Annotated in this window: 10 protein-coding genes and 1 riboswitch; of the genes, 4 read left to right on the forward strand and 6 right to left on the reverse strand. The window is 65.1% G+C overall.

Features of this window, described 5'->3' with window-relative positions:
* The first annotated feature begins 77 nt into the window (after nt 1-77).
* Nucleotides 78-932: a fumarylacetoacetate hydrolase family protein gene (locus AB7F49_RS23945; protein WP_428527029.1), complete on the forward strand. Its 855-nt coding sequence runs from the start codon at nt 78-80 to the stop codon at nt 930-932.
* A gap of 100 nt (nt 933-1,032) precedes the next feature.
* On the opposite strand, the gene AB7F49_RS23950 is transcribed toward AB7F49_RS23945, so the two are convergent.
* The 5 genes from AB7F49_RS23950 to AB7F49_RS23970 all read right to left on the reverse strand — a co-directional run bounded on the left by AB7F49_RS23950 (nt 1,033) and on the right by AB7F49_RS23970 (nt 5,471).
* Complete coding sequence (locus AB7F49_RS23950; RefSeq protein WP_428527031.1) at nt 1,033-2,100, reverse strand: TRAP transporter substrate-binding protein; 1,068 nt, start codon at nt 2,098-2,100, stop codon at nt 1,033-1,035.
* Nucleotides 2,097-2,912, reverse strand: a complete 816-nt coding sequence (gene thiD / locus AB7F49_RS23955) for a bifunctional hydroxymethylpyrimidine kinase/phosphomethylpyrimidine kinase (protein WP_428527033.1) — start codon at nt 2,910-2,912, stop codon at nt 2,097-2,099. The genes AB7F49_RS23950 and thiD overlap by 4 nt, the downstream gene beginning before the upstream one ends.
* Entirely contained in the window at nt 2,909-3,571 is a 663-nt protein-coding gene (gene thiE, locus AB7F49_RS23960; protein ID WP_428527035.1) for a thiamine phosphate synthase, read from the reverse strand. Before thiE ends, thiD begins: the two co-directional genes overlap by 4 nt.
* Nucleotides 3,568-4,347 (reverse strand): hydroxyethylthiazole kinase, encoded by a 780-nt coding sequence (gene thiM, locus AB7F49_RS23965; protein ID WP_428527037.1) that lies wholly within the window; start codon nt 4,345-4,347, stop codon nt 3,568-3,570. Before thiM ends, thiE begins: the two co-directional genes overlap by 4 nt.
* A riboswitch (TPP riboswitch) is annotated at nt 4,337-4,449 on the reverse strand. (Overlaps the previous gene by 11 nt.)
* Before the next feature lie 44 nt (nt 4,450-4,493).
* Entirely contained in the window at nt 4,494-5,471 is a 978-nt protein-coding gene (locus AB7F49_RS23970; RefSeq protein WP_428527039.1) for a Bug family tripartite tricarboxylate transporter substrate binding protein, read from the reverse strand.
* A gap of 100 nt (nt 5,472-5,571) precedes the next feature.
* Between AB7F49_RS23970 and AB7F49_RS23975 the strand changes: the two genes are divergently transcribed.
* Genes AB7F49_RS23975 through AB7F49_RS23985 form a run of 3 tightly spaced genes read left to right on the forward strand, consistent with a single transcriptional unit; the run spans nt 5,572 to nt 8,406 of the window.
* On the forward strand, nt 5,572-7,239 hold the full coding sequence (locus AB7F49_RS23975) for an FAD-dependent oxidoreductase (protein ID WP_428527041.1): 1,668 nt from the start codon (nt 5,572-5,574) through the stop codon (nt 7,237-7,239).
* Nucleotides 7,240-7,270: 31 nt separating this feature from the next.
* The gene (locus AB7F49_RS23980; protein ID WP_428527047.1) at nt 7,271-7,822 is read left to right on the forward strand and encodes a HupE/UreJ family protein; all 552 of its coding nucleotides are present in this window, start codon (nt 7,271-7,273) and stop codon (nt 7,820-7,822) included.
* Entirely contained in the window at nt 7,819-8,406 is a 588-nt protein-coding gene (locus AB7F49_RS23985; protein WP_428527043.1) for a HupE/UreJ family protein, read from the forward strand. Before AB7F49_RS23980 ends, AB7F49_RS23985 begins: the two co-directional genes overlap by 4 nt.
* A gap of 37 nt (nt 8,407-8,443) precedes the next feature.
* Here AB7F49_RS23985 and AB7F49_RS23990 read toward each other — a convergent pair whose 3' ends face one another.
* Entirely contained in the window at nt 8,444-9,613 is a 1,170-nt protein-coding gene (locus tag AB7F49_RS23990; protein ID WP_428527045.1) for a polysaccharide biosynthesis/export family protein, read from the reverse strand.
* Between the last annotated feature and the right edge of the window lie 78 nt (nt 9,614-9,691).

Raw genomic sequence — 9,691 nt, forward strand, 5'->3', positions numbered from 1 at the left:
CCGCGCGGAGCCTGCAAGAGCGGACACCGATTATGCATCCGGCCCCGCGCATCCAACCAAGTCTCCCAGGGGGAAACATGAAGCTTGTGCGTTATGGCCCGGCGGGCCGCGAGAAGCCCGGCATCGTCGATCCGGACGGAAAAATCCGCGACCTGTCCCGCATCGTCGATGACATCGACGGCGCGATGCTCGCCTCCGGCGGGCTGGCCGACATCAAGAAGGCGAATATCAACCGGCTGAAAGTGGTGCCGGGCAAGCCGCGGCTCGGCGCTTGCGTCGGCAACGTGCGCAACTTCATCGCCATCGGGCTGAACTATTCGGACCACGCCGCCGAAGCCGGCATGCCGATCCCGAAGGAGCCGATCATCTTCAACAAGGCGCCAACCTCGATCTGCGGCCCGAACGACAACACCATCATCCCGAAGGATTCGACGAAGCTCGATTACGAGGTCGAGCTCGGCATCGTGATCGGCAAGCGGGCGCGCTATCTCGATCGCTCAAAGGCGATGAGCGCGGTCGCGGGCTATTTCACCGCAAACGACGTGTCGGAACGCAGTTTCCAGATCGAGCGCTCGGGCGGGCAATGGAACAAGGGCAAGGGCTGCGAGAGCTTCGGCCCGATCGGGCCGTGGTTCGTGACCAGGGACGAAATTCGCGACCCGCAGAATCTCGACATGTGGCTGGACGTCAACGGCGAGCGCCGCCAGACCGGCAATACCAGGACCATGATTTTCGGGGTCGAGCATCTGGTCTGGTATTGCTCGCAGTTCTTCGTGATGGAACCGGGCGACATCATCGTCACCGGCACGCCGCCGGGCGTGGGACTGGGATTCAAGCCGGAGCCGAAATTCCTGAAGGCGGGCGACGTGGTGTCGCTCGGCATCGAGGGGCTCGGCGAACAGACCCAGAAGATCGTCGAGCTGAAGAAGTAAAGACGCGGAAGCATACCTCCGCTCGTCCCCGCGAGGGCGGGGACCCAGCGCCCAAGGCAAGACTGGATTCCCGCTTTCGCGGGAATGAGCGGAGTTGTGGCTATCCCCGCGCCTCCAGCACCGCGCGCAGCGAGATATCGGACCACGCACTCACCCGCTGGCGGAAGGCGAGATAGGAATCGTGGACCTTGCGCGCGGTCGCGGCGCGGTTCGCCATGTCGGCCAGCACGCCCGCGGCTTCCTTCGACGCGGCGGTCACGAGGTCGGTCGGAAACGTCATCAGCTTCACATTGTGCTGCGTGACCAGCGCGTTCAGCGCCTCGATATTCAGCCGCTCCATCTCCGAGAGCGCGAATGCCGCCTCTGCGGCGCAGGCATGCGATATGATCGCCTTCATGTCCGGCTCGAGCGCGTTCCAGGCCTTCAGCGACACGATGCATTCGCCGGTGCCATTCGGCTTGTTGAAACCGGGCGCGTAATACATCGGCGCAACACGATAGAGGCCGAGCGCGATGTCGGAGCCGGGACCGACGAACTCGGCCGCATCGAGAACGCCGGTCTGCAGGCTGGTGAGGATTTCCGCCGGTGGCGTGGTCTGCGCCACGGCGCCCAGCCGGCGATAGACTTCCCCGCCAAGGCCGAGCGATCGGATCTTCACGCCTCGGATATCGTCGCGGCTCCTGATCTCGCGCCGAAACCAGCCGCCCATGCAGACGCCGGTATTGCCGCCCATGAACGGCTTCACCCCGAACGGCGCGTAAAGCTCGTCCCACAAAGCCTGTCCGCCGCCGGCATCGACCCAGGCGACATGCTCGTTCGGGGTCAGGCCGAACGGCACGGTGGTGTAGAACACCGCGGCCGGCTCCTTGCCCTGCCAGAAAAAGGATGCGGTATGTCCCATCTCGGCGACGCCGCCGCCGACGGCATCCAGCACCTCGAAGGCCGGCACCACCTCGCCCGCGGCCGAGACCGTAATGTTCAGGCGGCCGCCCGACAGCGCCCTGATGCGCTCGGCGACGCGCTCGGCCGACATGCCGGGCCCCGGCAGGCGTTTCGGCCACGACGTAACCATGCGCCAGTGTTTGGTCTGCGCACGCGCGATATTCGGCGCGGCAAGCGTCGCGCCGAGCGCCGCGGCGCCCACCAAGGTGCGTCTTGTCATGCTCATGCGTCGTTTCCCGCGCCCCACCAGTGATGGAAATGATGCACCGGCCCGTGACCGTGCCCGATGTTCAAGTGATCCGATGCCTTGATGGCCGCGGTGACATAGGCCTTGGCGGCACGTACGGCTTCCGCGAGCGGCAGCCCTTTCGCCAGCCCCGCCGCAATCGCCGACGACAGCGTGCAGCCGGTGCCGTGGGTATTGCGTGTGTCGATGCGCTCGGCGGCAAGACGGGCGACGGAATTCGCCTCGATCAGAAGATCGACGCTTTCGCCGCCGGATGCGTGACCGCCCTTCATCAATACGGCTTTCGCACCGAGCGCGATCAGCTTCTCGCCCTGCTCCTGCATTTCGGTCTCGGTTTGTGCCATCGTGGTTTCGAGCAACGCCGCCGCTTCCGGCAGGTTCGGCGTGATCACCATCGCTTTCGGAATCAGCACGCTGCGCAGCACCTCGACCGCTTCCGGCACAAGAAGCCGGTCGCCGGAGGTCGCAATCATGACGGGGTCGAGGACGATCTTCTGCTGGCTGTGCCGATCGAGCCCGTCTGCAACGGCGGCGATCACATCCGGGTGCGACAGCATCCCGATCTTCACGGCATCGACGGAAAGGTCGGAGAACACCGCATCGATCTGCGCGGTCACAAAGGACGGCGGCACGTCATGAATGCCGGAGACACCTTTGGTATTCTGCGCCGTCAGCGCCGCGATCACCGAAGCGCCATAAACCCCGAGTGCCGAGAATGTTTTCAGGTCCGCCTGGATGCCGGCGCCGCCGCCGGAATCGGAGCCCGCGATGGTAACGGCAATCGCGGTCATGCGGCACCGCGGAGGCTGAGACCCCGGTCGACGATGCCGCGCAGCCGCGCCGCCGCTCCTGCCGGGTCCCGGGCAAGCGAGAGCGCGGAGATCACGGCGATGCCGTCGGCACCGGCCGCGATGACGTCGGCGGCGTTGCTCTCGTCTATCCCGGCAATCGCACCCACCGGCATGTTCGGTGCCCGCGAACGCAGGCAGGCCGCGAGTTCGGCAAAGCCCTCCGGCCGCACCGGCGGCTCCTTGTTGTCCTTGGATGATGTTTCGAACACGCCGCCGATGCAGACATAGTCGAGCAGGTCGAGCGGTGCCGATTCGACCTGCACGCGTGTCTTGATCGACAACCCGATGATCGCCTCGCGTCCGAGCAGACGCCGCGCATCGGCGACCGGCATGTCGTCCCAGCCGACATGCACGCCGTCGGCGCCCGCGGCCAGCGCCACATCGACCCGATCGTTGATGAGGAGCGGCACGAAGCTCCCGGAAAGCGCAGCCTTGATGGCGCGCGCCTCCTCGATCATGCGCAGCGTCGAACCGGTCTTGTCGCGCAATTGAACGAGCGTTGCACCGCCCTCCACGAGCTTGCGCGAGAGCTCGCCAAGCGCGTGCCCGCCGCTACGGTCGGGATCGACAAGGGCGTAAAGCCGAAGATCGACACTCATGAGGTGACCTTTGCGCGAGCAAGGATTGTTGCGCGATCGAGATTGAACAACGCATCGAGAATATGAACGCCGAAGGTGCCCGGTCCGTTCGCCGTCTCGCCTGCAATATCGCCCGCGATTCCGAAAATCAGCAGCGCCGAAGCGACCGCCTTCAGGGGATCCGGCTGGACCGCAAGCGTTGCCGCAACCAAGGCGGACTCCGCGCAGCCCATCGCGGTAACGCGCGCCATCAGCGGGTGTCCGTTGGCGATCCGGAACGTCCGATCACCGTCGGTCACGAGGTCGGTCTCGCCGGTGATCGCGACCACTGTCCGCTGCTCCCGCGCGAAAGTCTGCGGCGACGCCTCGCCGCACAATTCGGTGAACTCGGCCGCATTCATCCGGATCGCGGACGGCCGGTGTGCCAGCAGCGTATGCGCATAGGCAGCGCGCGGCGGCGACCGGTCGATCAGCACCGGATCGAGTATCCAGGGTCTGGCCGCCGACCTTATCGTTGCGATCGCCGCGTCCGCAGCAGCGCGCCGCTCCGGATCGAACGTCCCCAGATTGACAAGCAGCGCGTCCGCGCGCGTGGCGAATGCCGTGACTTCGCTCCGCGCGATCGTCATTGATGGCAGGGCGCCGACCGCAAGCAGCACATTGGCGGTAAGATTTTGTGCCACCGCATTGGTGATGCAATGCACGCGCGGCTGCCGGACGCGCAACCGTTCGATCAGGTCGGCAGCATGGTCGGCAAGATTGACAACATCGGCAGAGTCGCCCTGGGGGGCATGCATCTCTCACTCCCTCCGCCGGCATGACCCGGATCAGGTTCGATGGGTTGGCGCGTCCGCCTCTCAGCGCGGCGGACGATCCGCCGCGCACCCCATGAGATTGCTCGCTATTTAGGCCGGGATGACGCGCGATGCAAGCAGGCCCGGCTTCACTTGGGCGCCTTCAGTCCCGCCGCCTTGATGATGCCGGCCCACTTGTCGGTTTCGCTCTTGATGAATGCCGCGAATTCTTCCGGCGTGGTGGGACGTGCCTCGGCGCCTCCCTGATAGATGCGCTCCTTCACCGCAGGATCGTTCATGGCGCCAACAAAGGCCTGGTTGAGTTTCCTGATGATATCGGGCGGCGTTCCCGCCGGCGCGATCACGCCGAACCAGCCGATGGATTCATAGTCCTTCACGCCGCCTTCGACGAAGGTCGGTGCGTCCGGAAGATGGCTGTCGCGCTTCGTGCTGGTGACGCCGAGCGCCTTGATCTTTCCATCCTTGATCATCGCCTGCGACGAGGGAATATCGACAAGCGCGAGTGGAATATGTCCCGCGACGGCGTCCTGCGTCGCAGGCCCCGAGCCCTTGTAGGGCACCAGCGGGATCTTCGTTCCGGCCAGATGGTTGAAGAGCTCGGACGACAGATGCATCGCAGTACCGTTGCCGCCGTGCCCGATCGATAATTTCTTCGGATCGTCCTTGGCCATCTTCACGACATCGGCAAGCGTGCTGCCGGGAAAGCCCTTCCCGGCCACCATCACGAACGGGATTGCCGTGAGCAGCGTGACCGGCGCCAGATCCTTCTGCGGGTCGTAGGGCATCTTGTCCTTGAGGCTGACATTGACCGACAATGCCCCGGCCGCTCCGATGCCGATCGTGTGGCCGTCCGGCGCCGCCTTCGCGACAGCATCCACCCCGATGTCGCCGCCGGCGCCGGGGCGGTTGTCGACCACGATCGGCTGACCCAGCGACTTCTCGAGATGCGGTTGCAGCGCGCGCGCGAGCAGGTCCGTGCTGCCTCCCGGCGGGAATGTCACGATCAGCCGGATCGGACGATTGGGATAGCTCTGTGCCGTCGCGAGGACGGTCATGGACAGCAAGGCTGCAACGCCCGCGGCGACAACCCGCGCGAAAATAGGCATTCTGTGCTCCTCCCGGGCTTATCTTTGCTCCCGTAGCCGACAATGATATGCGATCTGCTGCGGTGATAGAAGTGCGGCCCCGAATTGCGGCAATCGTGAAATGAGACAGGAAAAGACCAGCGTTCTGATCGTGGGCGGCGGCCCGGTCGGGCTTGCCCTTGCCATGGATCTCGCCTGGCGGGGAATCGATGTGATCGTGGCCGAAACCCGTCATCCGGGCGAGCCGCCGAGCGTAAAATGCAATCACGTCTCCGCCCGCACCATGGAAACCTTCCGCCGGCTTGGCCTCGCGCAAAAGGTCCGCGATACCGGTCTCCCGGCCGATTATCCGAACGACGCCTCCTACCGTACCACCTCAACGGGCATCGAGCTTTCGCGAATCCCGATCCCGGCGCGCAAGGAGCGCTACACCGCGACTGACGGTCCCGACACATGGTGGCCGACGCCGGAGCCGCCGCACCGCATCAATCAGACCTTCCTGGAGCCGGTGATGTTCGCGCATGCATCTGCGATGGGCGGGGTCCGCATCCTCAACCGCACGATGATCGAAGATTTTTCACAGAGCGATCAGAGCGTGATCGCGACCGCACGCGACCTTGACAGCGGCGCGACCTTCCGTATCGAGGCGAAATATCTCGCCGGCTGCGACGGCAGCCGATCGATGGTCCGCCGCCGGATCGGCGCAACCCTGTCCGGCACGCCGGTGATCCAGCGCGTGCAATCGACCTGTATTCGCGCGCCGCAACTCCTCGGCATGCTGCCCGGCAAGCATGCGTGGATGTATCTGTCGCTCAACCCGCGCCGCTGCGGCACCGTGATCGCAATCGACGGGCAGGAAACATGGCTGATCCACAACCATCTCTATGACGGCGAGCCGGAATTCGATTCCATCGACCGCGACTGGGCGATACGCACCATTCTGGGCGTTGACGAAAGCTTCAAATACGAAATCGTGTCGAAGGAGGACTGGACCGGACGCCGACTTGTCTCCGATCGATTCCGCGACGGCCGTGCCTTCATCGCAGGCGACGCCGCCCATCTATGGATGCCTTATGCCGGCTATGGCATGAATGCCGGGATCGCGGACGCGATGGACCTGTCATGGATGCTCGGCGCCGTGCTGCAGGGCTGGGCGCCGGCTTCACTGCTCGATGCCTATGAGCGCGAGCGTCAGCCGATCACCGAACAGGTGTCGAAATTCGCGATGGAAATGGCGTTGAACAATATGCGACAGCGCAAAGGCACGCCACCGGAGGTCGAAATGCCCGGGCCGGAAGGCGATGCGGTACGCGCGCGCGTCGGCAAGGAGGCCTACGACCTCAACGTGAACCAGTATTGCTGCGGCGGGCTGAATTTCGGCTATTTCTACGCGCAGTCGCCGGTGATCGCCTATGATGAAGGCGAGCATCCGCCCTACACCATGTACGAGTTCACGCCCTCCACGGTGCCGGGCTGCCGCGCGCCGCATCTGTTCCTGCCCGACGGGCGCTCGCTCTACGATCTGCTCGGTCCGGATTTCTCGCTTCTGCGTTTCGATCCGACCGTGGATATCGACGCCCTGGTGCAGGCTGCGGCCTATCGCGGGGTGCCGCTCGTGATTGTCGATCTGCCGCCGGAGAGCGCAGCCGATCTCTATCCGCACAAACTCGCGCTGATACGCCCCGATCAGCACATTGCCTGGCGCGGCGACAGCGAGCCATCCGATCCGCTCGCGCTGGTCGACCTGATCCGCGGTGCGGCAGCCGTTGCCGCGCGCAAGGCGGCGTGACGTGAAGCACATCGCTACAGCCCTGGTGCTGATGCTCGCGGCGGCGAGCCCGGTTTTCGCGCATACCGGCGAAGGTCTGGCTGGTGGTGTTGCCGGTGGATTCCTGCATCCGCTGCTTGGCCCCGATCATATCGCGGCGATGCTCGCCGTCGGTCTCTGGGGCGCGTTCCTCGGCGCGCCGGCAATCTGGATATTGCCGATCGTGTTTCCGCTGGTGATGGCGGCGGGCGGCGTGCTCGGGATTCTCGGAATCCCGGTCCCAGGGATCGAGATCGGCATTGCCGCCTCCGCCGTCGTACTCGGCCTGATGGTCGCGTTCGCGGCAAAACCGCATATCGTGATCGCCGCGGTTCTGGTTGGGGCGTTCGCGATCTTCCATGGCTACGCGCATGGCCAGGAACTGCCCGACGGCGCCGACGCGCTGGCCTATTCGATCGGCTTCGTGATCGCGACCGGACTGTTGCACCTTGCCGGCATCGGCTTCGGAATGCTGGCGCAATATCCGAACGGCCGCGTCGCAGTCCGGGCCGCCGGCAGCGTGATCGCGATTGCGGGCCTGATCTTTCTCGGCCGGCTGATATGAGGCAGGCGGCCGTCGCCGCCGTCCCGGCCGTTTTCGCGAGCGGCGTTGCGCAGGCCCATGTCGTCATCGACGGCGTCGGCGGATTTGCGGGAGGGCTGCTGCACCCGTTGCTGGTGCCTGCGCACACGCTGACGCTGATCGCGCTTGGCCTCGCCGCCAGCGCTCTGCCGATCCCCGATCGCCTGCGGCTGCTGTTCGTGAGCGGCCTCGCCGCGGTCGCCGCTTTCGCGCTGCTCGCCTTGGCCTACAGCGCGACGCGGGCCGAGCTTTCGGTTCTGTGCCTTGGGGCCGCGATCGCTTTGCTGCTTGCGGCCGGTCTGAAGCCGTCATTCCCGGTCACGGCGCTGTTTGCTGCCGCAATCGCAGGCGCCGTGATCTTCGATTCTGTACCTGCGGTACTCACGGTCCGGGAGACCGCGCTGGCGCTGGCCGGAACAATACTCGCTGCAACCGCGCTTGTCGCGGCGACGGCCTGGCTCGTGGCGGCGTTGCCGCAGAGCGTCGGACCTATCGCGGTGCGGATCGCGGCATCATGGATCGCCGCGAGCGCCATCATGGTGCTCGCGCTCAGGCTCTCGGCCTAGATCGCCGCTGCGTTGCCGAGATAGCGCGGTGCGGTGGTTATCGCGCCAGATTGTACATCGCGGCACCGGCCGCTGCCGGTGCAAGTGCCGACCCGACCACGCTCAGGAATTTCTGGACCTCGGTGAGCGGCGCATTGGCGACATACAGGATGTCGTTGTTGCGCATCGGGAATGCACGCGCCATGAAGTAGGAATTGGCATCGCGCAGATTGAGCCGGTAGACGACCGGCACATACGCCGTCTCGAATTGACCGGCACGCTCGGGCGCGAGTTCTGCAACCAGCGGCGCCGGCTCGAAGCGCAGCAGGAACACGCCGGTCGAATCCGCGCGATAGTCGAGCAGGCCGCCCGCCTTGGCAATTGCCTGTTCGAGCGTCATGCCGGCCGCGTCGAACGGGATCAGTGCGTTTCGGCCGGTACCGCCAAACGCGGTGAAGAGCTGCGGCTCGCGCAGCACGGTAAGCACGTCACCCGGGCGGACATACACATTCTCGCGCGCATCGGCGAGCAGCCGGTTGAACGGGACGTTGGCGGATTTTTCGCCGCGTGACAGACGCACGAACACCTCATGGCCAGGTGCACGCAACCCGCCTGCGGACGCAATCACGTCCAGCACGCGGTCGCCCTTGACGCTGACGGGCGCCAGCATGCCGTTGGTCACTTCGCCCGTTACCGTGACGGTGTTGTTTCGATTCTTGGTGATCGTCACCACGGCCTGTGGTTCGATCGCCTTGCCCTTCAGCGACTCGACGATCAGCGATTCGGCGTCGGCGGGCCGCAATCCCGCAAGTTTCAGCCGTCCGGCATAGGGCACCTGCACGGTGCCGTTCTGCGACACTTCCTGCTCCGGAATCGTTGCGGTGCGCGAACCGGGACTGTTCCGATCAAGCGAAGCGGTCGAGAACAGGCCACCGGCCCCTGCCTCCCAGATCGTAATGGTAACGAAATCGCCGGTCCCGATCCGGACATCGGGCGGCCTGCGGCTGTCCCGGAACATTCCGTAAAGGGTCGCGAAGCCGCGCTTCGAGAGCACGGATGTCACCCGCGCGTCGATATCGACCACGACATAGCCGGATACGATCGCTGTATGGCTTTCGTTGGCGACCACCTCGGCGGTCGTCGGGCCGGCGGAGGGCAGCGCAGCACAGCCCGCGAGAGCGGCGACCAATGCGCAACAAAGTCCCGCGCTCAGATGCCGCAATGGCACTCCAGAGCCCTCCGATTCACAACCAGTCGTTACCATCGACCGTAAATATGGAGCGGCAATATGGACGAACCGTTCATC

It is taken from the genome of Pseudorhodoplanes sp., from assembly GCF_050250235.1.
Classification (GTDB): Bacteria; Pseudomonadota; Alphaproteobacteria; order Rhizobiales; family Xanthobacteraceae; genus Pseudorhodoplanes.

What these genes read in the sequence shown, in the direction of transcription:
- AB7F49_RS23945 (WP_428527029.1), top strand. Translation starts at nt 78, where the DNA reads ATGAAGCTTGTGCGTTATGGCCCGGCGGGCCGCGAGAAGCCCGGCATC.
- AB7F49_RS23970 (WP_428527039.1), bottom strand. Translation starts at nt 5,471, where the DNA reads ATGCCTATTTTCGCGCGGGTTGTCGCCGCGGGCGTTGCAGCCTTGCTG.
- AB7F49_RS23975 (WP_428527041.1), top strand. Translation starts at nt 5,572, where the DNA reads ATGAGACAGGAAAAGACCAGCGTTCTGATCGTGGGCGGCGGCCCGGTC.
- thiM (WP_428527037.1), bottom strand. Translation starts at nt 4,347, where the DNA reads ATGCATGCCCCCCAGGGCGACTCTGCCGATGTTGTCAATCTTGCCGAC.
- AB7F49_RS23980 (WP_428527047.1), top strand. Translation starts at nt 7,271, where the DNA reads ATGCTCGCGGCGGCGAGCCCGGTTTTCGCGCATACCGGCGAAGGTCTG.
- thiE (WP_428527035.1), bottom strand. Translation starts at nt 3,571, where the DNA reads ATGAGTGTCGATCTTCGGCTTTACGCCCTTGTCGATCCCGACCGTAGC.
- thiD (WP_428527033.1), bottom strand. Translation starts at nt 2,912, where the DNA reads ATGACCGCGATTGCCGTTACCATCGCGGGCTCCGATTCCGGCGGCGGC.
- AB7F49_RS23985 (WP_428527043.1), top strand. Translation starts at nt 7,819, where the DNA reads ATGAGGCAGGCGGCCGTCGCCGCCGTCCCGGCCGTTTTCGCGAGCGGC.
- AB7F49_RS23950 (WP_428527031.1), bottom strand. Translation starts at nt 2,100, where the DNA reads ATGAGCATGACAAGACGCACCTTGGTGGGCGCCGCGGCGCTCGGCGCG.